A 25,525-nucleotide genomic window follows, 5' to 3' on the forward strand; every position below is an offset into this window, starting at 1 on the left:
ATATATTGACCCTTGTTTGAAACAAAGAGTGCAACCATGTTAAGCAGTTTTTCCTTCTGGATCATTTTTTTTCTGTTTTGGGTCTATCTCTCTAAGTGCTTGGAATATAGAGAAACCTGCGTAACCAAGAAGCAGTAGTCCAGGTCCGATTAATAATAATGCGCTTCCCTCTTTTGATTGAGCAAAACCTATGAAATAACCTACATAAGGAATAGTAAAACCTGAATACAATGCTTTTACATTTGCTGAAAGTACTGGCTCCATGTCAGCAGTTTTGTTGTTATCACCTTTTGTCTCGTACATCACATTTTTTCCACTTGTTTTTACGCCAATGATTCGGTGGGTAACAAGTTTATCTTCACTTGCTTGGAAGGTGATGACATCACCTTCTTTTAGGGTTTCTCTTTCCTTTGAATCAACTGGCTTGACTGCAATAATTGATCCTGTTTTAAAAGTAGGTTCCATGGAACCCGAGAGGACAGTCTTTAACTGGTAACCAAATGCCTGAGGCTCTCCACCGGATGCTTTAGAGGAAACAACCAGAAAAGCCATAAGTATTAGATTGATAAATAAGACAGCAGTTATAAGATTGCTAAATATTTTTATTGCTTTTTTCAAACTAGTTACCCTCCTTAGAACTCTGTTCATGGCTTTCAGTACTATCAATATTTTCAGTAATAACTTCTTCTTGATTAGCAGGCTGATCTGATGTTTTTACATTTTCATCTTGCTTTTTATCTTCTTGGGTCTTGCCGTCTGCTCCCTCGTTCTGTTCCTGCGCAGGTTGCTCCTCAATTTTCTCTACACTGGATTTTTCTTTGTCAGTATCTTTGACCGCATCATCGCTTCTACTACCCTCTTCAACCTTTGTTTTTCCTTGCTCTATCTGATCTCCATTCTCGTCTTTCTTTTCATCATTGGCAGGTTGAGAAACCTTATTCATACTGACGATAATCTCATCACTCCATAGCTCTCCTCCACCAGGATGGTCTTTATGTTGGTATGCTTTAAACATATATTTACCACTTAATTCAGGTGTAAATGTTAACGTAAATTCTTCGTCTTTTTTCAGAGCTTTAAAAGAAATAGTTTCAGAAAGTTTCTGATCTTTTTTTGGATTTATATTTTCACTAAAATAAACTTCGTATCTCCCACCAGTCTTCATATCAGATCCCGTGTTCTTAATAGTAGCGATTATAAATTGTCCATCAAATTTACTGTTAGTAAACTTCAATGAACTACAATCCCAATCTCCATGTTTCTTACCATCTGAACACCCACTCTTGTCCTGCGTCTCCCATATTCCAGCTTTTATAGTGCCACTTACTGAATTTGAGTCACTGAAATAGGCACCCGTTTGACCTGTTATTGTGGAAGATATCCCTATGAGTAAGTACCATACAGCCAAAAATTTTATGAAAAGAAAATGATAACTATTTTTCTTTCTAAACTTTCTTAGTCTACCGTACCTTATAGGGACCACCTCCAGTCAGTAACCGTTCGTTCGGTTGTTCTCTTTAACGAACTTTATATTGTGAGTATATGGCAACAAACTAGTTTTGAAAAACCCGAAATCCAGCCATTTTTTCTTAATAACGTACAAAAATCGTTCGTTATCTCTTATTATCTTCCATATTCTTAATATTTGTAATTTAAAAAGGACAATTCGTTATATATAAAGAACAATAATTGTACAGAAAAAGCGCCTCCTGAATAAGGAGACGCTTTTGCATGGCTATTTTACCAAGGATTTGTCTTGAGGTAAGGATTCGCTAACTATCTCATGAAAATAATCCACTGGTTTTAATTGTTCACTAAATTCATATCCTGAATTCCAAGTTTCTTCTATATAAACTTCCTTTACGTTCACTGCCCGTTCATCTCCACCTGCACCATACTCCAGCGCATTCACACTCTCAAAGATCTTCACCATCAATTCAGCAACACGCTTGGAGTGAAATGTCTTATGGTCATATGATGCGGTCTGGAGAGACACCAGCAGTTTCTCGAGCTGCTCTATTCCACCACGTACTTGGTCGACATGCTCTCCGTTCATTCCAGCAATTCGCACCTTCATCTCCTCCAAAAACAAACCTCCGGCATTAAACTTCTCCATCAATCTCAATACCTCAAGTCCGAGAATATTCGCCGTACCTTCCCATACGGTCAACACTTGCGCATCTCTTAACAACCTTGGTGTAACAAAGTCTTCAATATACCCATTCCCACCATACATTTCAATGGCTTCATGTGCAAAGTGGACAGCTTGTTCTGCGGTTTCTTTTTTCAAAAGTGCGATGTAGAGCCTATTCAAAACGATGTCTTTTTCCGATACTCCTGGCTCATTCCTCATAACTTTCTCAAATAGTGGCAGATACTTGAAGACGGTTCGTGTTTCGATTTCGAGTTTTACGGCCATTTTAACCAGTGAGTCTTTGATCATTGGGAAGTCGGCGAGCTTCTTGCCGAAGGCGTCACGTTTCAATGCGTATTGTCTTGCTTCGCTATAAGCACGGCGCATGATTCCGAGTGAGGCGACGGTATTGCAGACTCGAGAAAGATTGAGTGCTTCCATCATGTAATAAAAGCCTTTTGTTGGATCGCCAACTACATAAGCTTCTGCGCCTTCAAATTCGACTTCTGCTGATGGGACTGCCCTAACGCCGAGCTTATCTTTTAGCCTTCGGATTTTGATGCTGTTCAGTTTTCCGTCATCTTTGCGCCACGGTGCGGCGAACAATGTCAAACCTTTTGTGCCAGCTGGGGCTCCTTCTTTTCTTGCAAGCACCATTGCGACGCCGCACATTCCTGCGTTGGAGGCGAAGTATTTTTCACCGTAGAGCTTGTAGCCGTCACTAGTCTGGACTGCCTTAACTAAATTCGCACCAACGTCGGATCCACCCTGGCGTTCGGTCAGGAATGTCGCGCCTTCGTATAGTGTTTTTTCTCCTGTTGATATCACATGTGGCAAGAACTTTTCTTTTAACTCGGGGGATGCGTACTGGTCCAATAAATAAGCTGTTGCCATAGTCAGTGTCACTGGACAGTAAAAGCCGGGCTCCGTTTGGGACAGAAGATAGCCCTGGGCATAGGAATATATATAATTCCCGCGACGCCCGAGCTCGGGAATTTCTTTATGGACATAGCCGACAATCCCGGTGTTATAGGAATTTTCAACCGTTTTCCGGTAGCCATCGTTCACCCAAACTTCTGAGATGTCGTCGCCATAGGCATCGAATTTGATTAGCTTCGGCTGGCCTTCTCGGTCAGTGAACCTGGCGCGCTGGTCGATTTCGTTGGCGCATTTTTCGCCGAACGCAAGGAGCTCCCGATCTGCGTACTCAAAAAATTCTTCATCCATTAAATCCTTCAATAAAGCCCGAAGCTGCGGGTCTTCCTCGTAAAAATTCATTCCATTAGCCTCCTTTTAAAATCCTTCATCAGCCTTTCGATTTCTTCCCTGATTTCAACCAGTTCACATATTCTTTCATTCACTTCTGCCAGCTTCTCTTCCCCGTACTCAATCGTCCGTTTCAACTGCTTTTCACCTGTCCTGTCCTCGTCAAATAACAGCACCATTTCCCTGATTTCCTCAAGTGAAAAACCAAATCTCTTCCCTCGAAGAACAAGCTTTAACCTTGCCAGGTCGCTGCTTGAGTAAAGACGGCGGCCCCCTTCAGAACGTTCTGGATTCAGGAGACCAAGTTCCTCATAATACCGGATGGTCCGAGTTGTGACGCCAAATTCTTCAGCCAAATCAGAAATCGAATACATAAGCAAAACCTCTATTTTTACAGAATAGTCAGTTAATTAATTATACCATTGACGTTAACGTAAAGAGCAAGCCAGATTTCCAAAGGAAACCTGGCTTATTTTTTCACATATTGCAGCGGGTCGACGCTGTTTGATTTTTCATAGTTCCACTGACCTTCGTGGATTTCGAAGTGGAGATGCTTGCCGCGGCTGTCACCGGTATTGCCCATGTAGCCAAGCATTTCCCCTTTATTAATGCTCTGTCCGGTTATCACTGTGCTTTTTTCCAGATGGGCGTATAGTGTGGTGAAGGTCTTGCCTTTAATCTTGTGGGTGATCAGGACGCAGTTTCCGTATGTCGCAGAATAATAGGATCGGATGACGGTTCCGGATGCTGCGGCGACAACGGATGAATCTGGAGATTCATCGGCAATGTCGATTCCAGCATGCAGCCTTCCCCATCTTGGACCGTAGCCGGATGTCAAATCGCCTCTGGCTGGCATGATGAATCCCTCTTCTGGTTGAGTGCTACTAAACTCCACTCTCTGTTTTTCTTTCAAAATCGCAATCTCCTGGGATGCCAGGTTGACATAGACTTCATACATATCCATCAGCTCGGATTCGTTCTCCTGTTTCTGCTTCTGAACCGAATCAAGCAAACGCTGTTTCTCTTTGACCCTCTTTTGCAATTCAGCCTCCAGTGAATCCAATTCAAGCTGGTCTTTTTCCAGCAAAACAATTTTCCGCTCCAACTCTGATCCCTGCTTTTTTTTCAACTCCAGGTCTGCCTGATGCTTTGCAAGTAAATCTTTATCTGCTTTAATGAAGGTGCTGACAGCGGTTGCCGCATCAAACAACTGGGATAGATTTTTCGAATCAAAAATCAGATCCACATACAAGCCTAATCCGTCCTGATTCTGCATGGTCTGCAGACGCTTTTTGATTAATTGCTCTCGATGCTTTATGTTGTGAGCCAGCTTATCGATTTCAATTTTCATATCTGCTGCAATTATCTCCGCCTCATCCATTATGCTTTGCAGATCACGGATTTCCTGATTAATCCTCGACACCTCGTCATCCAGTGCCTTCAGTTCAGAAAGATATTTTTGCTCCGCCGCATCCATTGATTTAATTTGCTTTTCTTTCTCAGTGAAATCCTGTTTCAGGTCAAAACGTTTCTGACGGATTTCGGGCAGATCCTCCGTTGCTTCAGCATAGGCTGAACTCGTGCCAGCCAGTCCAATCGTCACTGCGAGAAATACACTTCGTTTAAACACCCTTTTCCTCCGTTTTTCAAGTCTGCTTGACTGATTCTATGTATTCTTTCATCCAGTATATAGTAGTGAAGGTGCTAAATCTGTCGACTTTTAGGTTCAGGGAAAAGTAAAAAACCACCCTCGATAGAGAGTGGCTTACATTACTTCTGAATCAAATAATCTACGAGTTTTTCCTTTGGCTTCCCAAAGATTTCTTGCTCCAGGCGACGGCCTGTTGGTGTTGCCGCGAGTCCGCCTTCTGCTGTTTCCCTAAGCGCTGATGGCATTGTCTGGCCGATGGCATACATCGCGCCGATGACTTCGTCGCAAGGGATTCTGCTTGTGATGCCGGCAAGTGCCATGTCGGCAGCAGTGATTGCATTCGAGGCACCCATTGCGTTTCTTTTTACACATGGAACTTCGACCAGCCCTGCAACAGGGTCGCAGACCAAGCCAAGCATATTTTTCATCGTGATCGCAAATGCTTCAGATGATTGCTGTGGTGTTCCGCCGGCCATTTCAACGATTGCCGCCGCGGCCATACTTGCAGCTGAGCCTACTTCTGCTTGACAGCCACCCGCAGCTCCGGAAATCGAAGCGTTGTTGGCAACGACAAAACCGAATGCAGCTGTCGTGAATAGATACTCGATCATTTCCATACGTGTCGGGTTCAATTTTTCCTTTACGGCAAAAAGTGTTCCCGGAACGACGCCTGCTGATCCTGCAGTCGGTGTCGCACAGATGATGCCCATTGCCGCATTCACTTCATTCGTCGCGACTGCCTTGCTGACAGCATCCAATAATAGATTACCACCCAAAGATTTTCCACTCGCGATATAGTTTTGCAGCAAGACTGCGTCTCCGCCGGTCAGGCCGGTCTGGGATTTAACGCCAGCCAAACCTCTTTCCACAGCGCGTTCCATGACCTGCAGGTTATTGTCCATCTGGGCAATGATTTCCTCGCGGGAACGGCCTGAAACTTCTATTTCCTGCCGAATCATGATTTCGGCGATCTTCACGTTATTTTTTTCAGCTAATTCAACAAGCTCCGCAACATTACGAAACATGGCTTGCCCTCCTGATGTTCCTCATATTTAGTCAACGAGACGGATGACCTGGTCAACGCCATCAAGGGCAGTTAACTCCGCATAAACTCCGTCCTCGAGTTTGTGGTCCATTTCGATGACCATGACGGCGATATCTCCCTTGTCTTTGCGGGAAACCTCCATATGGCCGATGTTAATTTGATATTTGGATAACACAGATGTCACGGCTGAAATCAGCCCGAACCTGTCATGATGGACGACAAGGATCGCCGGGTTAGCGCCGGACAGCTTCAGCTTGAACGAATTGATTTCAGTGATCTCAATCGTTCCGCCGCCGATGGAAATCCCGACAATTTCAAGCTCCTTGCCCTGTCCATCGTAAAGATTTATTTTTACCGTGTTGGGATGCTCTGTGACCGCATCCTCGGTAATGAATTCCACTTCGAGCCCGGATTGCTCCGCGATTTTCAAAGCATCTGGAATTCTTTCATCAAATGTATCAAAGTCCATGATTCCGGCAACAAGTGCCAAATCTGTTCCATGTCCTTTATAAGTTTTAGCAAAAGAGCCGTACAGGGAGATGACGGCCTTTGTCGGCTGTTTTTCGAACAATGTGCGCGCAACGCGGCCAATCCTTGCAGCGCCGGCTGTATGCGAACTCGATGGCCCGATCATCACCGGACCTATAATATCAAATGCAGAACGATATTTCATGGTGCACTGCTCCTTTTACCAATCTATTGAAAGCGATTTCATATACTTATATTTTGTAAGAACCCTAACCATAGTTATCTTACCACATTATCTATATAGTTTAATCATTTATTGTTGGAAATTTAAAAACCATCCCAGAACAATCAGGATGGTTCCTTCACGCTGACTTTATTTCTGCCGCTGTTTTTCGATGCATATAATGCTTCATCGGCACGGTTCAGCAATGAGTCAATATTATCGCCGGACTGGAATTCCGTTACTCCGAAGCTCGCAGTCAGGCTGCCTGCTCCTTTAAAGCAATGGTTTTCGACGATTTTGCGTAAATGTTCTGCCTTTTCATACACTTGTCCGCCGGTATCATTGATGATCAGCATGAATTCCTCTCCGCCCCAGCGGCCGAAATGGTCTCCGTCTGTTAGATTGCCAGCGATGATGGCAGACAATTCCTTGAGCACACAGTCACCGATTTTATGGCCGAACTCATCATTCACTTTTTTAAAATGGTCAATATCGAAAAAAATGATCGAAAATGGCTTCTTATCATCTTCTGCAGCTGCGAGCTTTACCTCTAGCCAGGCGTCAATCTGATGGCGATTGGCAACGCGTGTCAGGGAATCGATATAAGCGTGCTTTTTAAAGAAATCTCTTTCTGTAAAAGCACGGAACATATTTTGCGCATAAAAAAGTACAAGAATATAGACGATGTTCGCTGCATGAAATTGAGTCAGGGAATCGATCGGTTCTGATGTCAATTGTCCGCTGTGGATCACCGCGATGGTTAAGGTAATAAGGAAGATGAAGATCGAGAAATACAACCCTCTTCTTGTTCCCAGCACAAGAAAGAAAAACATGATGATCAGCGGCATCCAGACGATGAAATCACCGAGAGAACCGCCGGTTGTCGCCAAATCGTTGTGGACAACGTCAAACAAGGTAAAGACATGATATATACTGACTAATAATAAATTGGAATACTCTCCAAACCGGATTCCCCGATTGATAAATGCCAGGACCCAGCTAACAGAAAACCAAAAAATAAGTGTAGAGTTTATGATCATATCAACTTGGCTCTGCTTATTCAGGAAGCTATTGATGACAAGGGCAACCGTGATGATCGGCAGCATCCACATGTAGACGCTTCGTTTCAATTCGTCAATACTATCAAATTTATTAAACATCCTTCTCATCTCCCCAGCCGCCAGACAACGGTAACGATCCAGCACGCTCTGCCAAGCTTTCCCTCGAAAATAATTATTATGAATTTAGAATAAATGGGTGTCTTATACGAAGATTACAGCGGGAAACAGCTGTCCATCCTCTGCTTCTATTGTACTAGAAAACACTATTTTAGTATATTTCCAACTGCAAAAGAAGAAGCAAAAGTCCTAGGAAAGACTCCTGCTTCTTCTTAAATTTATCTTATTCCTTCGTCCAGTTCCAGTACGTCATATCCCCAAGATTGGCACCCTGGATTTGCTCATTTTCTTTCAGCTTGAGCAGTTCTTTTACAGGTCCGGTCACGACAGCGCCGTAAACCTGGAAGCCTTCCTTCATTAAGTAATTGTACCGCTCCTCTAGATGGGAAAGGCCTAGGAAATTTTCACGGTAGCTGGTTGATTCGTCTTCGAGCAGGTTTTTCATTTGTTGCAGCATCAGTTTCTTATTCTCCTCAGTGAATTTCTTGTCCAGGCTTAATTTGCTCTGCGAATTGTAGTCATCCCCTGCTTCACGTCCGCCTGTGAAACCAATTGAGTCCACCGACAATGTATTTCCGCTGCCACCCCAACCTGGTTCAAACTCTTTCATCTCGCCAGCATACAGAGGCATCCATAGCACATCAAGATCATATGGCTTCAAAAACTCTAGCATTTCTTCAGGCGTCATATACTCTTTTGTAGAAAAGGAAAGCTCGGCAACCGTACCTTCATGAACCTTCTCTAGCTTCGTCCAGACCGAAGGATTCTCATCTGCCTTAAGCTTGTTCCCGGTCTTCGGATGCTCCGGAAGATAAAAACGGTATTCACTTTCCGTTTTCGGTTTGAGGAATTCCATCGTATTCGTTGAATACATCGGAATTATGCGTTTGGCCAACTGCTTTGTACCAACAAGTTCTGGCTCTTTTCCCACCATCTTGAAGACTGGATAGGAAATCTTTTGCGTAAATAAAGGTGTGATTTCCGCTGATTCGATGCTGCCAAACTCCTCCTGCATATTCGGCTGCGTCCAGTCCATCGCCACCCTGCTGTAAAAAATATGTTTCTTATCAAGACCGAGCGCATCATAGCTGATCGAAATCACCAGCATATACAGCCAGAAGAGGAACAGCACGGCTGCGATGACTCTGATCACCTTCACCGTCAATGTGAATCGATATTTTAACAGGATTTTCTTTTCCTTGTCTTTATTCCATTCCATGTTCATCGTCCTTCCATCCCTGTTTTTTCGCCATTTGCGCGAGCTTTTTCCGTGCCCGATGCAGTGTCACCTTCACCTGGTTCTCCGACAGGTCAAGTGCTTCCTGTATTTCCTGATAACTGAACATTTCGACCTCGCGCAAATAGAGGATCGACCGATACTGCTCCGGCAAAAAAGTCATCAGCTGCTGCAGGTCATCGAAAGTCTCCGCCTGTATCGCCTCATCCTCTGGCAGCCCATAAGGACTTGCCATCTCATCCTTCGCAAACAAATAATCGGCAAATGGCACCCATTTCCTTCGCTGCCTCTTGCGCCATTCATCCAGGTAAGCATTGCGCGCCACCTTGAACAGCCAGGCCCTGACATCCTCATTCTCATAAAAAGAAAGCGAAATCGTTGCCCGGACAAATGTTTCCTGCGTCAAATCCTCGGCCAGCTGCGTCGACCCTGAAAGCTTCAGCAAAAAATAATACAGGGGCTTCGTGTACTTCCTATACAAATTTTCGAGTTCATTCCTTCTGCTGTCGTCCATACAATTGCCCCTTAATTTAAAATCCCGCTACTAAAACGATGAACTATGTAAAATGTTACACTCTATTTCCGGTTTTTTGGAAAAAACTTTAAAAAACACTATTTTCACGTTGATTGGCTTGGCTTTCTTTTTTAAAAATATGGTACATTAGATAGGAACATACGGAAGGGAGTTTTTTCAATGACTGAACAAAACAATGCTTTGCCGCCAAAAACATGTGAGATCGAGCGTCTGATTACAATGGAAGACGATATTAATTTAGTGCTGGAAGGCAAGAAAACAGCGACTCGCCGTAACGGCCGTTATGCCGATGTAGGCGAAATCATGGAGTTAAAAGGAAAGAAATTCGTCGTGGACAATGTCTACTCACAATCACTTGGCGAATTGACAGATGCCGATGCACAGCGCGAAGGCTTTGAAACAGTCGAGGAGTACAAGCAGTCGATCCTAGCTTATCACCCGGGAATGCCATGGCTTCCGCAAATGCGCGTTTGGGTGCATGAATTCAGCCCTGTCGAAGAATAAAAAATGGATTTATTGTACCGAATCATCATTTATCTTCACGTCGCAAGCGTGATTGCGTCAATCGGACCTTTCTTCATATTGATGCCGATTGTAAAAAAACTGCCTGATGCTGTGGGAAGAGAACTGGAAGCCCACTTGGCTTTGCTGAAATCAGTCGTGCGTATGTCCAAGCACGCCGGCCACGTACTGATTGGATCGGGAGTGCTGCTCGTCATCCTCGGCCCATGGACATGGAAAACACCATGGATTGTCGGGACCCTGGCGCTGCTGTTCGCTTCCCTGTTTTTCCTGGCACGGGCATTCTCGCCAACACTTCGGAAATTTGCCGAAGAAGGTGCAAACAAAATTGAGCTCGCCGCTAAGCTGAAGCGCACCATCTGGACCTACATCATCTTATTGATGTCGATGCTTTGGTTCATGGTCGTGAAGCCGAATTTGTGGTGAATAAGTGGAAGCCCGGGCTGCGTAACCGGGCTTTTTTTTAGTGGAATGACCGACTTGGTCGATATAATTGGAAATGTGGTCGAATTAATTCAAAATGTGGTCGATATATTCCAAAATCCGCCGATAAACTCAAAAATGTGGTCGATATATTTAAAAATTCGCCAATAAATTAAATTGGCAGTTTGAAAGTTTAGTTTTTTTCAATGAGATAATTAACTACATGGCAGATGATTTCCCTTTTTCAACAGTCTCACCAGCATAATTCATACATAATACATAGACAAAGGCTGTCCTCCATCATAAAGGACAGCCTTCGTTCAACTATTTACCTATTTTGATCGTTTCCTCGCTGTTCGCGGGAACCGTCAATTCTATTTCAAGATATTGCTTTTCTCCATCACTGTAATTTTGTTTTACAGTACCTGATGAAGCCTGGTAACTTCCCGCAGCCATGTAAAATGGAACCGTTACAGTAATCGCCTTTTCCAGCCTGTTTGTCACGGTTGCTTCCTGGCTGGAGGCTTGTCCATTATTAGGCAGGCTATAGCTCGCTTCGAATGACATGACTCCGCTTTTTGTATCTCCATTTTGGTAGACTGGCGTGGAGTGTCCCTGGTCATCATATTTATGGGATGTGACCTCGCCGTTCTTCACTTTGAAATTTCTGAATCCTACCCACGGTTTTCCTGTCAGTTCAATCGCAGTTGTGGTTGTATACAGGATTCCGTCCTTCTCTGTAACATCATCAGTGTGGGTGTGTCCATGCAGACTAAGATTCACATTGAATTGTTTCATAACATCTGTCAGTTCCTGGGCATTTTCACCGTGCCATTGCTGGTCATACTTGATTCCAAGCTTTTCCCCAAGCAATAAAGTCGTCAATGACCGCGGATTATGCTTGGCATCATACTGCTTCCAATAGCTCTGGACCTCTGGGTCGCTTTGCGGCCAAATATCACGGTCACGCCATAGTGGATTGTGGTGTGAAAACAACCCTTTAATCTGGCCAGATCCAGCTGTCCTTGCATTGGCGGCCAGGTCTCCCTTAATCCAGTTCAGCTGTTCTTCCCTGATTTGCCCGCCCCATGTCGGAACGGAAACAGTTCCTGTGCCGCTGCGGTCAAATTTGTGCCAATCAAAGGAGTTGTAGCCAATATAATGGGCATATGGGCCATAATCAAATGAGAAATACTGCGGGCCAAAGTACTGTTCCCAATACTTTGCACCATCTGCAAGTGTTGCATCCTGGGCATAATAGTCATGATTGCCAGGGACGATGTAAACAGGGACATTCAGTTTTTGCAGAACACGGAATGTCTCTTCATACTCATAAATATATTCCTGCGGGTTCATCTGTCCATACATCATGTCGCCAGTCACGACAACAAAATCTGGATTCGAAAGATTTACTTCTTTAATCGCCTTCTGGAGATATAACCAGCGTTTACTTTCATCCGGATCCCACATGCCAGCTTCTTTAGCGATAGCTGGATCCACTCCGGAAGGATCATCGGGATCACCTAGATTACGGGGAGAACCCACATGTGTATCTGTCAGATGTAAAAAAGTGAAATCCTTTTTAAATTGGTCAACAACCTTAACGGAGTGTGGCTGTTCATCCGTTATACGCTTGCCGTTCCCTGTAAAAGAGACCTCCAGATCGTATAATTTTTCCGGGACATTGTCAGGGATTTGTACTGTCACATCATAAATAGTGCTGCTCTTTTTCCAGTAAGAATTACTTTCAACAGCCTTTTGTACCGGAAGATTGTATTCTGTGGTCAAAGCAGAATGATTCGTTTGTTTTAATTTTACATTCCAGCCACCTGCAACGGCGCCTTTGCTGTCTACTTTCACAGTCAGGGTTTGGCCCTTCTGTTTGATTGCCGGTGTTGCAAAAAGAGGGTAAATGATTTCGTTTACTTTTGGATCAATTGCGATGTTCGGTGCAGAACCCAAGAAATTTGTGCTGTTTCCGATGCCGCCATCCTTAGACCCTGCAGCATTCAGTAAGCTGCCATTCGCTATAGTGGATACAGGCAAAATGGCAACAAGAAAAGAACCGATGAACAATTTCATTAATATCTTTTTCACTGATTGAATACCTCCTTTTCTGCCATAATCGTAGCATGGCACTGTAAAGGAGGTATGAAGGTTTCATGACAAAAACGCAAAGGATATTACATGATTCGGCAGTCTTCCGCAGCTCTGCGAATCTAATTTTTTCCTTTTCATTTGCATACATAGCCATTTTCCATTTTAAAAAGAAAACAGCCACTTCAGTAGCGGCTGTCAGCAAAAATTCTTATTTGTCAGTACAAAACCACCTTTTACATAGTCAATTGTCACCGTTTTTGCTTCATATTCTATTGAAGGATCCACTGCGACCTTGATTCCATCGACGAGCATGATCTCGTCATCTTCGTCCGGCTCATCCAGAGCCAGTCCAATTCTGGAGCTCCTTCAGCTGATGCCAGCGAAGTAAAGTCGGATGCATGGAATCTGTTCCTTCATTAGTTGCTCGCGTGCGTTGTCCGTTATCTTCATTTTTTCTCAGGGAAGATTCTTTCAAGGGATGTAATCAATTGTGAATCCAAATTCAGTACTTCGCGGACTTCTCTTGCCTTCGACTTCGCTTCCTCGATGCTGTCTGCTCGATTCAGCTTTAGCAAAGTACCTGCGGCCAGCGTGCCTGTTCTCGTTCTGCCCGTGGAGCAGTGGAAGTAAATATTTTTTCCGGACTCGTAAGCAGTTGCCACCTCATCCATAGCCTTTTTGACCGACTCATCCTGCTGTGAGTCATTATCAAACATTGGCAGGTGGGTGCGTGGATATTCATACTCCCCTTCTTTATTTTCCGCACGCAGATCATACACCATATCGATTTTTTCATTTTCAAGTAATTCGGGGATTGCGTTTTCGCCCCCGATAAAAATCCTGCCTGGAATTAACGCCTGATAGTTCTTGCTCATTCACTATTCCTCCTTTTTTAAAAGCCAGGAGTTTCCCCCTGGCTACGATAATTATTTCCCTGTCTCAGCAAATGTCTTGATACGGTCACCGATTTGATCACGCACTCGCTGGAACACGGCCCACTTTTCTTCATCGGTTCCCTCAGCCTTCGCCGGGTCATCAAAGCCCCAGTGTTCACGTCTAACATGCGGTGGTGTTGTTGGGCAATGCTCGTCCGCATGGCCGCAAAGTGTAACAACAAGGTCAGAGTTGTTCAGGATTTCAGAATCAATAACATCGGAAGTGTGGCCTTTAATATCGATGCCGATTTCGTGCATAGCATTGATGGCATTGGGATTCAAGCCGTGCGCCTCAAGACCGGCACTCTTAACTTCCCACTCGTCACCCAAGTATTTTTTTGCCCAGCCTTCAGCCATCTGGCTTCTGCAAGAGTTTCCCGTACATAGGAAGTAGATTGTTTTTTTAGCCATAGCAGATTCGCTCCCTTGTTAGATAATTAGCAACCAAATATATAGACCTACCAATGTGATGAACAAAGTAGGAATGGTTAAGATAATTCCTGTTTTAAAATAAGTGCCCCAAGAAATTTTGACGCCTTTCAATGAAAGGACATGCAGCCACAATAGTGTTGCCAGTGATCCAATCGGCGTGATTTTCGGTCCTAGATCAGAGCCTATGACATTCGCATATATCAACGCTTCGCGGATGACACCTGTTGTGTTAGTATCCGCAATTGCCAGCGCATCAATCATGACAGTTGGCATATTGTTCATGATTGAAGAAAGGATCGCAGCGATGAAGCCCATACCGATTGTAGCAACAAACAAGCCCTGGTCAGCCGCTGCCTGGATGACATCAGCAAGGATGTTTGTCAATCCTGCGTTACGCAGTCCGTAAACGACTACATACATGCCAATTGAGAAGAATACAATCGCCCATGGCGCGCCTTTTACGACAGTGGAGGTATGGACAGCCGGACTTCTTCTCGCCATCATCAAGAAGAAAATCGCAACAACCCCGGCAATGAAGGAAACAGGGATGTTCAGGAATTCACTGCCGAAATAGCCGGCAAGCAGGACGGCCAACACAATCCATGATAAGCGGAACATCTTCATATCCTTGATTGCCTCAGCGGGCTTTTTCAAATCTGACATCTCGTAATTTTTCGGAATGCTCTTTCGGAAAAATAAATACAAGACCAGAATACTTGCACCCAGCGAGAAGAAGTTCGGCACGATCATGCGTGATGCATATTCGACGAATCCAATATTAAAGTAGTCAGCAGAAACAATGTTCACCAGGTTGCTGACGATAAGCGGCAATGATGTCGTATCGGCAATGAACCCGCTCGCCATGATGAATGGAAACACCATTTTTTCTTCGAATTTCAGGTTCCGCACCATCGCCAGTACAATTGGCGTCAAAATCAATGCTGCACCGTCGTTTGCGAACAATGCCGCTACGCCTGCACCCAGCAGGGTAACGTAGACAAACATCCTGACTCCGTTTCCTTTTGCAGCACGCGCCATATGTAAAGCCGCCCATTCGAAAAATCCGATTTCATCGAGTATAAGTGAGATAATAATCAGTGCAATAAATGTAAGGGTTGCATTCCAGACGATTCCTGTAACGTCGATTACGTCCTGGAAAGTAACAACACCAAATAATAAAGCGATTAGCGCCCCACCGATGGCAGACCAGCCAATGCTAAGCCCTTTTGGCTGCCAAATGACCAATGTCAGCGTCACGAGAAAGATCAGTGAAGCAATGATTGCTGTCGACAATTTTCATACCCTCCGTTATTCACAGGAAATCCGTTTTCCCTGCTTTTCTAGTTCTATTAATTTTTCATCCTGGCTTGGCAGTGCATCCAAGAGCAATTGAACAAAATCGAAATGCTCAAATTGCCGGTTCAGTGAGTAAAATATCCACTGGCCCCTCCTGCTTTCTTTTACCAGACCTGCGTCTTTCAGCTTACGGATATGCTGGCTGATCGCCGGCTGGCTCGCCTCGAATATTGCCACAAACTCACACACGCAGCAATCCTGATCAGCCAGAATCCTCATCATCGTCAGACGAGTCTTATCACCAAGCAGCTTCAGCAAAGCAGCAGCCTGATCCATTTCAATACTTTGCTTAATCAATTACTCTCCACCTCCAATTACCGTATCATCATATAATGATTTGCTTATATGTTCAATACTTATTTATGAATCCTTTACCAAAAATAAATCAAAAATTTTTGATTTAACAGTTGCAAACTGGTTTTATAGGAAATATAATACAATACATCAAGAGATTTTGATTAAGGAGAGCTGAAAGTGGAAAAATTCATTCCTTTAACAGACCTGACTACTGCCAACCAAACCGCTAAGGAACTGCCGCTACAAAGCACCTTTGAAAAATATGAAAAGAAGTTCAAAGCCCTTGCCGACCAAAAACGCCTGCATATTCTTAACCTCCTATGCCAGCAAGACTCCAGCTGCGTTTGCGATCTAAGTGAACTGATTGACATGCCGCAATCAAAATTATCATACCATTTAAAAATTTTGCTTGATGCCAATCTGATCCAAAAAGAAACAAAGGGAACCTGGAGCTACTACACCGTAAACACCACAGAGATCAACCACCTGCTATCTCCAGAGCTTTGCTGCCTTTTCAGACCTAGCAACTGTTGTTAGGTTTACTTTTCAAAATATTAATCAATTTTTTTTGATAAATAAATCAACATATTTTGATTAAGGAGAGGATATACATGTTTTATCAAGATTATCAAACACTGGCACAGTTAAAACAGCAGGAAGTTGAAAAAAAAGCTAGACACGCGTGGAAGTTCTTTGAACAGCCTCAAATGAAAAAATACCCAAGAATTTCCCGAAAACTAGAACAGCAGCCAAAATGCTGCCAAGTACCAGCCAATTGCTAAAGGAAGAAGGTAGAAGATAATGATCGAATTTCTAAAAAGTTTTTTATGGATTGCTGTTGAATTAACCTTGCTGTTCATAGGGATATCCTTTTTAATCAGTCTCCTCCAGGGCTATATCCCTTACGAAAAAATCGAGAAAAAATTAACTGGACGCAATAAGTTGCTCGCAAGCTTCGCCGCCATCCTGTTCGCCTTTATCACACCTTTTTGTTCCTGCTCGACGATACCCGTAGTTGTTAATATGCTGAAAAAGAAAATCCCGTTTTCAATCGTCATGGTTTTCCTCTTCGCTTCTCCTGTGCTTGACCCAACAATCTTAACGATCATGGGGGTCGTGATGGGCTGGAAGGTGACGATTTTGTATACGGTCATAACAAGTATTTTTTCTGTCATCATAGGTTTCACCCTTGATAAACTCGGCTTCCAGCGCTATGTAAAAAACGTCATCATGTCTGGATATGAAGAAAGCAACCAAAAATTCAATTGGCGGTTCGCTGTAAATGAAACCTGGTCGCTGATGAAAAGCGTGTATCCATACTTGCTGATAGGTGCTGCGATTGGTGCTGTCATTCACGGTTTGGTTCCGACAGAGTTCATCACAAAGTGGTTTGGGCACGATGCATGGTGGTTGATTCCGGTTGCCGCTATCGCAGGCATCCCATTGTACATCCGTTTATCAAGCATGATCCCTATCTCACAAATGCTGATTTTAAAAGGAATGGCCCTTGGCCCGGTGATGGCGATGATGATCAGTTCAGCTGGTGCTAGCTTGCCGGAAGTCATCCTGCTAAAATCGATCTTTAAAAAGCAGCTTGTGATTGCCTTCATTGCATCCGTGATCACAATGTCCACCATATCTGGTTTTGTATTCTATTTTGTTTAATAAATCAATTTTTCTTGATGAAAGGAGGTGAAAATCAATGTCTAACTTTATTAAAATCTTGATGGGCAGCAACTCAAAGTCTGATTGCTGCGGCGTGGAAATCAAGGAAGTCCAGGAAACAGAAGATAAAGCTGAAGCTTGCTGCGGCGGGGAAACAGCTTGCTGCTAGGTTTTCACAGTAAAGGGAAGACTGTGCAATTAGCGATTTTCACCGTGCAATTCCCATCATTGTGCGTGCACTTCCCTGCTTTACAGTGCAATTACAGGCAGTATCCGTGCAAATCTCAATTATCATCAAGAGCAGTAAACAAAAAAGGTGGAACCAGGCATCTAAAACGCCTGATTCCACCTTCTTTTTTACTCTTCCACCTCTAAAATGGGCAGGATATCCACTTTTATTTTACGAATGCGGTGATTTTCTACTTCCTTGACGATGATTCTGAGGTTTTCATAATCAAATGAATCACCGTTTACCGGTATGCTTTCCAATGTTTCAAAAATCCAGCCGCCGAGGTTATGATAAGACGTTTCTGGCATCGGCACCTTGAACAATTCGGCAAAATCATCAAGATCATATGCCGCATCGAATTCATATGTGTTTTCATCGATCTTCGTCATGATGTTGACTTTCTCATCATGCTCATCCCAAATCTCGCCGACCAGCTCTTCAAGGATGTCTTCGAGGGTGATCACGCCGCTCGTGCCGCCAAACTCATCAACGACGATGGCCATATGGCTCTTCGTCCTCTGCAGTTCAGGCAGCAGTGTAGCGATTTTCATCGACTTCACCACAAACATCGGCTGGCGCAGCATCTCACGGACATTGACTTCTTTATTCTGGATCAGTTCTGCAAAAAATTCACGTTCGGATAAGAATCCGATGATATTATCTATATTGTCTTCGTAAACCGGCACCCTTGAAAAACGTTCCTCAAGGAATATTTGCTTGATTTCCTCAAGTGGCTGGCTTACTTCGATTGTAATCATATCCATTCGATGTGTTAAAATTTCGCCGACAAGAACATCGTTGAATTCCAGGGAACGGTGTACAAGCTCCCTCTCCTCATTGTTGATGACGCCCTCTTCTTCACTGATGTCGACCATCACCTTGATTTCCTCTTCTGTAACAGATGGCTGGACTTCCCCATCCTTCGAAAAGACCTTCGATACAAATGCCTTTAGTTTACTGAACAGGAAATTAATTGGCGTCAGGATTTTGATCAGCAACAGCAGAATACCAGATATTTTTAACGAATAAGTTTCTGCATGTTCCTTTGCGATCGACTTCGGCAGGATTTCACCAAAAATCAGGATCAAGATTGTCATACCAAAAGTACTGATGATAAGACCCGTGCTTGCTCCAAAGATATCAACAGCAACCTTTGATGAAATACTCGCCGCCGCAATATTGACGATATTATTACCTACTAGAATAGTAGACAGCGCGTCATCGAAATTCTCAGCAATATACAGAGCATTCTTGCTTCCAGCGCGGCCCTCAGACTCATAGTTTCTCAGCCTGATTCTATTGACACTGGAAAAAGCGGTTTCTGCCGATGAAAAGAAGGCAGACAAAAGAATTAAAACACCTAATAAAATGACTAAACCTATGGGAACTTCCAAAAAAATTCACTCTCCGAAAAAAAATTTGTCAGAATATATTTTACTTGTCTGGCACAAATAAATCAAATAACTCTACCTCAGCCTCACCTATGTACGGTTTACCCGGCACAAAGGTTTCATAATCAGAGATTCTTCATTTCTTCGCCTGTCAATTTATTCTTATTCGTCAACTTAATCGTTGGAATCAAGCGGTAGCCCAGATAAGCAAATGCTGATCCAAGAATCGCCCCGACAAGGATGTCGGCAGGGTAATGCACACCGACCCATATTCGTGAAAAACCAACGACCAGAGCAAGTAATATCCATAAGTATGTATGCTTTCTTTTAAACAGCCAGAACGTAACCGCCATTGTGAAAAAGATAATCGTATGGTCACTCGGAAATGAATTGTTCACTTCCATATCGATCAATTTATTTACATCGGCCAGCTCAGCAAATGGCTGGTTGTTCGAATGAAACATGCCAGCTATCTTCCCGGTGATTTCCGCTAAAATCAGTGCTGCCAAGCCGCTCATAATCATCAATCGGTTTTCATCCTTCCGGCTGAACAAGTAGATTATCACTGCTAACGCCAGAAGATAAATCGTATTTTTTGCAATCAGGACCATAATCGGATTCAAAAACGTGAATTCCTTTCCTAGGTCATTGACCATTTTGAAAAGTTCAATATTCATATAGTGATGCACACACTCCCCATGACAAATTAATATGATTATACAATATTTCCCCTGTCGAAAAACAAAAAACGAAGGCTTTAATCAAAGCCTTCGATCCTAAACAGGGATATATTTATGATTGTGATTGAATGCATCGGCGAACTCATGAATCGCTTCCACATCGAACCTTGATAGATCTTCCGTCTCACCATTCACACTTTTCGCGATGATTTTTTCAAAGAAATTCATTTTCGAAAAAATGAACTCGCCGCCGAAAAGCCCTTTCGCTATTGCAGCTTCTCTCAGATTGGCCGGAAACGCCGCTTCAAACTGTTCCTGCGCTTCCTTCCCTTCCCTCATGCAGCAGAGAAATAATCCAAGATTCTTCCTCTGAAGCACATCCTCATGCTCCTTCATGAATTTCTTGACTTTCCCCTGAATGCTGCCGCCGTGGATGGACCCGCCAATCATCACCGAATCAAACAGCTCCAAATCTGAATGAAGCCTCGTTTTATCAAGATTGATGGCAATCACATCCCCCTCAATCCGCTTTCGTAAAAGATGCACCGCCTTTGCTGTCGTACCATGTGTTGAGCAGTAAACAATCAAACTTTTCATTAGATCGCCCCCATCACTCTCTGGTATTCTGCAATCGTCCATTTGGGTTCATTATAGCTGTTGGGTGCAGAAAAAGTGTGAGAGATGTATGACAGATTTCTTACAAAATCATTCCAATACATCAGGAATACTTCACTTAGTGAAAAAGATTTGGTCTTCTCACCACGGTAGCCTTAATCTCTCTGTTTTTGCAGGGCAGCTTCTCCATTTCTCCGACCGTAACCTTGAGCTTCCTTCTTTTTCGGGCGGAGCTTCCCTCTTTCTCCGACCGTAACCTTGAGCTTCCTTCTTTTTCGGGCGCAGCTTCTCTCTTTCTCCGACCGTAACCTTGAGATTCCTTCTTTTTCGGGCGGAGCTTCTCCCTTTCTCCGACCGTAACCTTGAGCTTCCTTCTTTTTCGGGCGGAGCTTCTCTCTTTCTCCGACCGTACCTTCGAGATTCCTTCTTTTTCGGGCGGAGCTTCTACTTTTCTACTACTAATATCCTAATACCCACCAACTTCTGCACCTTACCCCTTACTTTGTGCTTTCTCCAGCTCCAACAAATGCTGCTTCATCTCAATTCCGCCACGATACCCTGTGATCGCCCCATTTTTCCCGATGACTCGGTGACAGGGAACTGTAATCAGGACCGGGTTTGCGCCGATAGCGGTTCCGACTGCTCTTACTGCGGCAGGCTTCCCGATTTTTACGGCAATTTCGGAGTATGTATATGTCGCACCATAAGGGATTTCTCTCAATGCTGTCCAAACGGCTTCCTGGAATGGGGTTCCTTTTACATCCACTGGCAGGGAAAAATCAGTGCGTCCTCCCTCCAGATATTCCTTCAATTCGTTTGCGTATGGTTCCATTGCTTCTGAATTCTCTGCGAAATCCGCGGCCGGGAACCGTTTTACCATATGTTCGAAGTCTTCCTCAGGCGAACCAACATAGCATAAGCCTTGAGGCGTTGCTGCAATATAGATTGGGCCATGCTCAAACTCAATAATCCCCCAATGAATTATTTGTTCCATGTAGCCTCACTCCTCTTTTTTCTTCATTATATCGAAAAATCTTGCAAACTAAATAGATTGAATTTTCTTTACACTAGCAAATTTTCCCTTTACGATGAAGATGGAGTGCTTAGTACACTCCCATTAAAACAAAGGAGGTTATAAACATGGACAATGCAAAAAAGCAGCTTATTTTATCTAAAAAGGAAGATGGCCCGTAGTTAAGAGAGGAGAATGGACGTGACACAATTGAACAAGGTGATTCAAATTGAGAAATACCACGAAGGATTGGCGGCAGGAGTCGCGAAGATGTGGAACCTGAGCCGGGATGGCTGGGGCGGCGATACGCGAGTCATGACGGAGGAGCAGGTCAAGAAGAAGGAAGCGAACTCGGACAATATCGAGCTGTACCTGGCGCTGGACGGAGAAGAAGTCGTCGGTTACTGCGGTCTGTCGGAGTACAAGGAGGATACAGGTTCGCTGTATATTCCCCTGCTCAATGTACGCCCGGATTATCAAGGCCACAAGATCGGCAAGAAGCTGGTGCTAGAGGCGCTGAAAAAAACCGTTGAGCTTGGCTGGCCGCGTCTTGATCTTTATACATGGGCCGGTAACACGAAGGCCGTTCCGCTTTATAAGAAATGCGGTTTTTTCTGGGAAGATAGGGATGATTCAACCCATTTGATGAATTTCATTCCGCAAGTGCTGAACACGCCGCTGTTACAGCCAGTGTTCGAAGTGCTGAATTGGTATGAGGATAGTACGAGAATGATAGAAGTGAAGCCGGACGGAATCAGGAAAAATGGTTTTATCTTCTATGAATATAGATGGCAGAACGGAAACACGAATGCCCGGGTTCAATTCGAGAGAACGAGCCGTGGTATGTCGCTGGTTGAAACAGATGACTTCCTTATCGAAATGAAGATGGCCGACCATGAAGTCATCCAGGAGGAAGAACGAAAATTTGAAATCAGGATTGTCAACAAGAGCGGCGAGCCACTCAGATTCAAAGCAAGCGGCGCCTCCGAAGGCCGTGTCTCTTACCAATTCGACTCCGAAAAAGTAGTACTTGATGAATCTACTATTTCGGCAGCTTTTACCGTTAAAAAAGGTGAGGAACCAAGCAACTGGCGGACCCACCCAAGCGTTAATGCTACGGTCTTGGTAAACGGGCTTGAATGCGAGCTGAAACTGGGAATCTTCCCAATCGATCCGGCAAAAATCGAAGCCAGTTACAATGGCAATCTCAGTTTTCTAAACAAAGAAACTACTATTCAAGTGGAAGTGAAAAATAATCTCCAGGATGACGCGGAGTTCCTTTTACAATTCCCTGATACGGAACAGATAGTTTTAGAGAATGATACTTACCGTGTAAATGTCCCCGCGAAAGGTCGGAATACCATCACAGTTCCTTTAACGGTAAAAGAACATGGTTTTTACAACCCTGAACTTAAGATTACCGCCACAAAAGAAAACGGTGAGCAGTTGACATTTGAACAGAATATTTCTGTTGCCTTCAAAGGGCTGGGCAAAAAATTCGGTGGTGAATCGAAGGATTTTTGGCATATCTTCAATGGTCTCGGGCAAATCAATGTCCGCAAGCGGGACCTGTTGACGACCGCAGCTAAAAATACCAAAAGACAGCAGCCATTTGCATTCCTGACACCGAAGCTCGGGAAACCTTATTCACTCGAGTTCACGAAAAAAAGCCCGGAAGCAGTCACCTGGGAGGCAAATGATTCTTTCATCGATCTGAAAATAAAACTGGAATCAGGCGAAATGGAAGGCCTTATTTTAACTCAGACCTACCGTTTGTTTGGGGACGGCATCATCCATACGTGGGCCGAAATAGAAAACCGGGGAACAGTGGTCCACGAGAACGTTGCATTCAGCCAGCCTGTCTATCAGGAGATCGAGCAGGCTTATTTCCCGCTCGACAATCAGGTTGTCCATTTTTCTGGAAATCGCATCATCGAGTTCGGGGATCTGGATTCCAAGATGATCACAGGAAACTGGTATTTTTCCGAGGGTTCTTCAGGTCCAATCGGGCTGAGCTGGTCTGAAAAAAGCAACGCAGCTCCTGAGGGCTGGCAGTTTGTCATTGAAGACCAATTCGGCAAAATGGAACCTGGTGCGAAGGCGTTTTCTGAAACAATCACGCTGTCACTTGGAGCATTCCAGAACTTCGAGGAATTCATTGCCTATGCAAAGCAGTCTCCAGTTTCTAAAAAGCCGGAGACGACGGGCGAATTTGGATTCCAGGCAGAACGGCTGGTCGTCCGTCCTGATGCCGAGCCAACTTTTAGGTTGAAAACGTTCAGGAACAGTTACCTGGATGGCACGCTTACCGTTGGAAATGAAAGTCATGCTATCAACTCTGATTTGGAGAAGACGTCTCATTCTGTTACCTCCCAACTGCAATGGAATCCCATTTCCATCGTTGAAGCTTTTTATGGAGGAAACGGGACTGAGGCAAGATTCTCAGAATTGCTGCTGTCTCCTGCTGGCACAGTTTCTTCTGGCATTGAGGGCGGAGGTTTCACTGTTGATAATGGTGTCATTAAGATGAAGGCAGACCCTGATTTTTATCCAGGAGTATTCTCCCTCCAGTTGAACGGCCAGGAATGGCTCGCCCATTCTTACCCAGAACCGACAGCGAAAAGCTGGTGGAATCCATGGGCAGGCGGCATGAAAACAGCTCCAAACGGAATCAACACCTTCTCATTGTTAAAAGAAAACAGCACCGCTTCCGTGGTCGAGCGGAAGGACAATGATGGCAACAAGTGGATGGGCCTTGCGATCACTACCGAGTTCAAGGAGCATAAAGACTGGAAAGGCGTTCAATATGTCCAATATTATTTATTGCTTCCAGGCGTGCCGGTAGTCGTTTCTTTTGCCGAGGTCGTGAATGATGGCGGCAAAAATATTTCCAGGGAAGTGTGGATGACAGACATCTTTGCCGGAGCCGATAATCTGACGAATTTCAGGATTTCTGTTAATGAAGGTAAAACTATGTGTTCCTACCATGCTGGCAGTGAGGAGATTCCGCTTCTGCTTGAAGGCGACTCCTATATCGAGTCGGTTCATTCACAGGATAAGCTTTATTTTGTTCCAAACAACGACGCGGGACTTACCGAGGCTTATACGAATAAAGAGGTGCTTCAGCTTGCTTCCAAACACCAGGGCAATTTTGAAAAAAGCGCCCCGCTGTTCCTGTTGTTTGATGATCGTAAATTGTCCGCAGATCTGTTGAAAAAACTGAGAAGAGTTCAATTTTAAAAGGAGAAAACATGAAAATCATCGATGCCCATATCCATCTATCAAATATAAAATCCTTTTATGAAACGGCCGAGAAGCTGTCGTTTGTCGACTATTCCGCTGCCGGCATCCAGCAGGAATTCAAGGATGCCAATGTGGTTCTCGGGATTGGCATGGGGTTGACCGAAACCGACAAAAGGGGGTTTCCGGACTATGAAGCCCGGACTCCGATGGGACTGGATTTAGAGTCTGAAGTGCCAGCTAATATCTTCTGGTGTGCCGGGGTAAATCCATACGACCTAGATGAGGCAGCACTCAACCGGCTTGAGGATGAACTTCAACATCCAAAGACAGTCGGAATCAAGATTTATCTTGGATACTATCCTTTTTATGCCTATGACGATGTGTATGAACCAGTCTACAAGCTTGCGGCAAAATACCAGCTCCCGGTCGTGTTCCATACAGGCGATACTTATTCCGAACGCGGATACCTGAAATATTCCCATCCGATGGCGATTGACGAGGTCGCGGTCAATCATCGTGATGTTAATTTCATGATGGCCCATTTTGGAGATCCATGGACCCTGACCGGAGCGGAAATCATTTATAAGAATCCAAATGTTTTTGCTGATTTGTCAGGGTTGATTGTCGGCACAAAGGAAGACTTGGATAAACGCAGCAAGGGACGTTTCCTTGATCACCTGCGCCATGCACTGGAATTCGCTGATTCCTATGATAAGCTGCTGTTCGGCACAGATTGGCCGTTGATTCCAATCGGACCGTACATCGAGTTTATCAAAGCTTTGATTCCGCCGGAGCATCATGAGGATGTATTTTACAATACGGCACTTAAGTTATTTCCGAAAATCAGGCCGTTTGTTGAGTAAAGAAAACATTCAGCATGTAGTGTAC

The 25,525-nt window shown here is 44.2% G+C and carries 27 protein-coding genes; 8 read left to right on the forward strand and 19 right to left on the reverse strand.

Annotated features, from left to right (window positions below; translation table 11 throughout):
- Positions 1–39 precede the first annotated feature (39 nt).
- The 10 genes from sipW to FS736_RS05010 all read right to left on the reverse strand — a co-directional run bounded on the left by sipW (position 40) and on the right by FS736_RS05010 (position 9,716).
- Positions 40–618, reverse strand: coding sequence for a signal peptidase I SipW (gene sipW / locus FS736_RS04965; RefSeq protein WP_260983523.1), 579 nt, complete (start codon positions 616–618; stop codon positions 40–42).
- 1 nt (position 619) lies between these two features.
- Positions 620–1,483: an amyloid fiber anchoring/assembly protein TapA gene (gene tapA / locus FS736_RS04970; protein ID WP_186326663.1), complete on the reverse strand. Its 864-nt coding sequence runs from the start codon at positions 1,481–1,483 to the stop codon at positions 620–622.
- A gap of 252 nt (positions 1,484–1,735) precedes the next feature.
- Positions 1,736–3,412, reverse strand: a complete 1,677-nt coding sequence (locus tag FS736_RS04975; RefSeq protein WP_144475260.1) for an acyl-CoA dehydrogenase family protein — start codon at positions 3,410–3,412, stop codon at positions 1,736–1,738.
- Positions 3,409–3,780 (reverse strand): MerR family transcriptional regulator, encoded by a 372-nt coding sequence (locus FS736_RS04980; protein ID WP_144475261.1) that lies wholly within the window; start codon positions 3,778–3,780, stop codon positions 3,409–3,411. Before FS736_RS04980 ends, FS736_RS04975 begins: the two co-directional genes overlap by 4 nt.
- Positions 3,781–3,869: 89 nt before the next feature.
- Positions 3,870–5,030 (reverse strand): murein hydrolase activator EnvC family protein, encoded by a 1,161-nt coding sequence (locus FS736_RS04985; RefSeq protein ID WP_144475262.1) that lies wholly within the window; start codon positions 5,028–5,030, stop codon positions 3,870–3,872.
- 140 nt (positions 5,031–5,170) lie between these two features.
- Positions 5,171–6,076, reverse strand: a complete 906-nt coding sequence (sdaAA, locus tag FS736_RS04990) for an L-serine ammonia-lyase, iron-sulfur-dependent, subunit alpha (protein ID WP_144475263.1) — start codon at positions 6,074–6,076, stop codon at positions 5,171–5,173.
- Between the two features lie 27 nt (positions 6,077–6,103).
- On the reverse strand, positions 6,104–6,769 hold the full coding sequence (gene sdaAB, locus FS736_RS04995) for an L-serine ammonia-lyase, iron-sulfur-dependent subunit beta (RefSeq protein ID WP_144475264.1): 666 nt from the start codon (positions 6,767–6,769) through the stop codon (positions 6,104–6,106).
- A gap of 143 nt (positions 6,770–6,912) precedes the next feature.
- Positions 6,913–7,947, reverse strand: coding sequence for a GGDEF domain-containing protein (locus FS736_RS05000; RefSeq protein ID WP_186326665.1), 1,035 nt, complete (start codon positions 7,945–7,947; stop codon positions 6,913–6,915).
- A 241-nt stretch (positions 7,948–8,188) separates the two neighbouring features.
- The gene (locus FS736_RS05005) at positions 8,189–9,190 is read right to left on the reverse strand and encodes an anti-sigma factor (RefSeq protein ID WP_144475266.1); all 1,002 of its coding nucleotides are present in this window, start codon (positions 9,188–9,190) and stop codon (positions 8,189–8,191) included.
- Positions 9,171–9,716 carry a sigma-70 family RNA polymerase sigma factor gene (locus tag FS736_RS05010; protein ID WP_144475267.1) on the reverse strand — a complete coding sequence of 182 codons (546 nt, stop codon included), beginning with the start codon at positions 9,714–9,716 and terminating at the stop codon, positions 9,171–9,173. Before FS736_RS05010 ends, FS736_RS05005 begins: the two co-directional genes overlap by 20 nt.
- A gap of 180 nt (positions 9,717–9,896) precedes the next feature.
- Here FS736_RS05010 and FS736_RS05015 point away from each other — a divergent pair, with 180 nt between their 5' ends.
- Together FS736_RS05015 and FS736_RS05020 are read left to right on the forward strand one after the other, a co-directional pair.
- Positions 9,897–10,241 carry an ASCH domain-containing protein gene (locus FS736_RS05015; RefSeq protein ID WP_144475268.1) on the forward strand — a complete coding sequence of 115 codons (345 nt, stop codon included), beginning with the start codon at positions 9,897–9,899 and terminating at the stop codon, positions 10,239–10,241.
- Positions 10,242–10,244: 3 nt separating this feature from the next.
- A complete protein-coding gene (locus FS736_RS05020) occupies positions 10,245–10,685 on the forward strand; it encodes a hypothetical protein (protein WP_144475269.1) in 441 nt (146 codons plus the stop codon).
- A 321-nt stretch (positions 10,686–11,006) separates the two neighbouring features.
- Here FS736_RS05020 and FS736_RS05025 read toward each other — a convergent pair whose 3' ends face one another.
- The 5 genes from FS736_RS05025 to FS736_RS05045 form a co-directional block, all read right to left on the reverse strand.
- Positions 11,007–12,779: a metallophosphoesterase family protein gene (locus FS736_RS05025; protein WP_144475270.1), complete on the reverse strand. Its 1,773-nt coding sequence runs from the start codon at positions 12,777–12,779 to the stop codon at positions 11,007–11,009.
- 449 nt (positions 12,780–13,228) lie between these two features.
- On the reverse strand, positions 13,229–13,657 hold the full coding sequence (locus FS736_RS05030; protein WP_144475271.1) for a protein-tyrosine phosphatase family protein: 429 nt from the start codon (positions 13,655–13,657) through the stop codon (positions 13,229–13,231).
- Positions 13,658–13,708: 51 nt separating this feature from the next.
- Positions 13,709–14,128: an arsenate reductase (thioredoxin) gene (gene arsC / locus FS736_RS05035; protein ID WP_144475272.1), complete on the reverse strand. Its 420-nt coding sequence runs from the start codon at positions 14,126–14,128 to the stop codon at positions 13,709–13,711.
- Positions 14,129–14,146: 18 nt separating this feature from the next.
- A complete protein-coding gene (locus FS736_RS05040; protein WP_144475273.1) occupies positions 14,147–15,442 on the reverse strand; it encodes an arsenic transporter in 1,296 nt (431 codons plus the stop codon).
- A gap of 15 nt (positions 15,443–15,457) precedes the next feature.
- Positions 15,458–15,781, reverse strand: a complete 324-nt coding sequence (locus FS736_RS05045; protein ID WP_144475544.1) for an ArsR/SmtB family transcription factor — start codon at positions 15,779–15,781, stop codon at positions 15,458–15,460.
- Positions 15,782–16,036: 255 nt separating this feature from the next.
- Between FS736_RS05045 and FS736_RS05050 the strand changes: the two genes are divergently transcribed.
- The 4 genes from FS736_RS05050 (at position 16,037) to FS736_RS25065 (ending at position 17,636) form a co-directional block, all read left to right on the forward strand.
- Positions 16,037–16,339, forward strand: coding sequence for an ArsR/SmtB family transcription factor (locus FS736_RS05050; protein WP_144475545.1), 303 nt, complete (start codon positions 16,037–16,039; stop codon positions 16,337–16,339).
- Positions 16,340–16,413: 74 nt separating this feature from the next.
- Positions 16,414–16,584 carry a hypothetical protein gene (locus FS736_RS24160; protein ID WP_186326666.1) on the forward strand — a complete coding sequence of 57 codons (171 nt, stop codon included), beginning with the start codon at positions 16,414–16,416 and terminating at the stop codon, positions 16,582–16,584.
- Positions 16,585–16,603: 19 nt separating this feature from the next.
- Positions 16,604–17,467 (forward strand): permease, encoded by an 864-nt coding sequence (locus tag FS736_RS05055; RefSeq protein WP_186326667.1) that lies wholly within the window; start codon positions 16,604–16,606, stop codon positions 17,465–17,467.
- A 37-nt stretch (positions 17,468–17,504) separates the two neighbouring features.
- A complete protein-coding gene (locus tag FS736_RS25065) occupies positions 17,505–17,636 on the forward strand; it encodes a hypothetical protein (RefSeq protein ID WP_260983524.1) in 132 nt (43 codons plus the stop codon).
- Positions 17,637–17,824: 188 nt separating this feature from the next.
- Here the strand turns inward: FS736_RS25065 and FS736_RS05060 are convergent, their stop codons facing one another.
- The 4 genes from FS736_RS05060 to FS736_RS05075 all read right to left on the reverse strand — a co-directional run bounded on the left by FS736_RS05060 (position 17,825) and on the right by FS736_RS05075 (position 21,376).
- On the reverse strand, positions 17,825–19,090 hold the full coding sequence (locus tag FS736_RS05060; RefSeq protein ID WP_144475275.1) for a hemolysin family protein: 1,266 nt from the start codon (positions 19,088–19,090) through the stop codon (positions 17,825–17,827).
- A 122-nt stretch (positions 19,091–19,212) separates the two neighbouring features.
- Positions 19,213–19,764 carry an undecaprenyl-diphosphatase gene (locus tag FS736_RS05065; RefSeq protein ID WP_144475276.1) on the reverse strand — a complete coding sequence of 184 codons (552 nt, stop codon included), beginning with the start codon at positions 19,762–19,764 and terminating at the stop codon, positions 19,213–19,215.
- A gap of 99 nt (positions 19,765–19,863) precedes the next feature.
- Positions 19,864–20,364, reverse strand: coding sequence for a flavodoxin domain-containing protein (locus tag FS736_RS05070; RefSeq protein WP_144475277.1), 501 nt, complete (start codon positions 20,362–20,364; stop codon positions 19,864–19,866).
- A 508-nt stretch (positions 20,365–20,872) separates the two neighbouring features.
- Positions 20,873–21,376: a methylated-DNA--[protein]-cysteine S-methyltransferase gene (locus tag FS736_RS05075; RefSeq protein ID WP_144475278.1), complete on the reverse strand. Its 504-nt coding sequence runs from the start codon at positions 21,374–21,376 to the stop codon at positions 20,873–20,875.
- 219 nt (positions 21,377–21,595) lie between these two features.
- Here FS736_RS05075 and FS736_RS05080 point away from each other — a divergent pair, with 219 nt between their 5' ends.
- Both FS736_RS05080 and FS736_RS05085 read left to right on the forward strand, forming a co-directional pair.
- A complete protein-coding gene (locus FS736_RS05080) occupies positions 21,596–24,634 on the forward strand; it encodes a GNAT family N-acetyltransferase (RefSeq protein WP_260983525.1) in 3,039 nt (1,012 codons plus the stop codon).
- A gap of 11 nt (positions 24,635–24,645) precedes the next feature.
- Positions 24,646–25,500, forward strand: coding sequence for an amidohydrolase family protein (locus FS736_RS05085; protein ID WP_144475280.1), 855 nt, complete (start codon positions 24,646–24,648; stop codon positions 25,498–25,500).
- Positions 25,501–25,525 lie beyond the last annotated feature (25 nt).

Source organism: Cytobacillus oceanisediminis 2691 (genome assembly GCF_007678455.1).
GTDB classification, from domain to species: domain Bacteria; phylum Bacillota; class Bacilli; order Bacillales; family Cytobacillaceae; genus Mesobacillus; species Mesobacillus oceanisediminis_A.

Coding starts and splice junctions, on each gene's coding strand:
- FS736_RS05010 (WP_144475267.1), bottom strand. CDS start 9,716: ATGGACGACAGCAGAAGGAATGAACTCGAAAATTTGTATAGGAAGTAC.
- FS736_RS05020 (WP_144475269.1), top strand. CDS start 10,245: ATGGATTTATTGTACCGAATCATCATTTATCTTCACGTCGCAAGCGTG.
- arsC (WP_144475272.1), bottom strand. CDS start 14,128: ATGGCTAAAAAAACAATCTACTTCCTATGTACGGGAAACTCTTGCAGA.
- sdaAA (WP_144475263.1), bottom strand. CDS start 6,076: ATGTTTCGTAATGTTGCGGAGCTTGTTGAATTAGCTGAAAAAAATAAC.
- FS736_RS05055 (WP_186326667.1), top strand. CDS start 16,604: ATGATCGAATTTCTAAAAAGTTTTTTATGGATTGCTGTTGAATTAACC.
- FS736_RS05045 (WP_144475544.1), bottom strand. CDS start 15,781: ATGGATCAGGCTGCTGCTTTGCTGAAGCTGCTTGGTGATAAGACTCGT.
- sdaAB (WP_144475264.1), bottom strand. CDS start 6,769: ATGAAATATCGTTCTGCATTTGATATTATAGGTCCGGTGATGATCGGG.
- FS736_RS05000 (WP_186326665.1), bottom strand. CDS start 7,947: ATGTTTAATAAATTTGATAGTATTGACGAATTGAAACGAAGCGTCTAC.
- FS736_RS05065 (WP_144475276.1), bottom strand. CDS start 19,764: ATGAATATTGAACTTTTCAAAATGGTCAATGACCTAGGAAAGGAATTC.
- FS736_RS05015 (WP_144475268.1), top strand. CDS start 9,897: ATGACTGAACAAAACAATGCTTTGCCGCCAAAAACATGTGAGATCGAG.
- FS736_RS05075 (WP_144475278.1), bottom strand. CDS start 21,376: ATGGAACAAATAATTCATTGGGGGATTATTGAGTTTGAGCATGGCCCA.
- FS736_RS25065 (WP_260983524.1), top strand. CDS start 17,505: ATGTCTAACTTTATTAAAATCTTGATGGGCAGCAACTCAAAGTCTGAT.
- FS736_RS05070 (WP_144475277.1), bottom strand. CDS start 20,364: ATGAAAAGTTTGATTGTTTACTGCTCAACACATGGTACGACAGCAAAG.
- FS736_RS05085 (WP_144475280.1), top strand. CDS start 24,646: ATGAAAATCATCGATGCCCATATCCATCTATCAAATATAAAATCCTTT.
- FS736_RS05030 (WP_144475271.1), bottom strand. CDS start 13,657: ATGAGCAAGAACTATCAGGCGTTAATTCCAGGCAGGATTTTTATCGGG.
- FS736_RS05005 (WP_144475266.1), bottom strand. CDS start 9,190: ATGAACATGGAATGGAATAAAGACAAGGAAAAGAAAATCCTGTTAAAA.
- FS736_RS04975 (WP_144475260.1), bottom strand. CDS start 3,412: ATGAATTTTTACGAGGAAGACCCGCAGCTTCGGGCTTTATTGAAGGAT.
- FS736_RS24160 (WP_186326666.1), top strand. CDS start 16,414: ATGTTTTATCAAGATTATCAAACACTGGCACAGTTAAAACAGCAGGAA.